General features: G+C 41.8%; 1 pseudogene. It reads right to left on the reverse strand.

The annotated features are described in order from the left end of the window. Positions 1 to 35: 35 nt before the first annotated feature. A pseudogene (locus Q4519_RS21900) lies at positions 36 to 261 on the reverse strand (sigma-70 domain-containing protein); the annotation flags it as partial.

The raw sequence follows: 261 nt of genomic DNA on the forward strand, positions 1-261 counted from the left end.
GATGAATCTACCGTTAGGTGGATCGTGGTATCTTAAATTAAGTCACATAAGTGAGAATATTCATCATCACCAATTGGTGTTTCCATGGAGATTGGCTCTTTGGCAATTTTCAGCACCTTACGGATATTGTCTTCTGGCATGATCATGCGTTCAGCCAATTCTTCAGGAGTAGGCTCGCGACCCAACTCTTGTAGCATTTGACGTGACATACGGTTCAGTTTATTGATGGTTTCAATCATGTGAACCGGAATACGTATGGTA

It is taken from the genome of Motilimonas sp. 1_MG-2023, from assembly GCF_030547455.1.
Classification (GTDB): domain Bacteria; phylum Pseudomonadota; class Gammaproteobacteria; order Enterobacterales; family CBDFNC01; genus Motilimonas.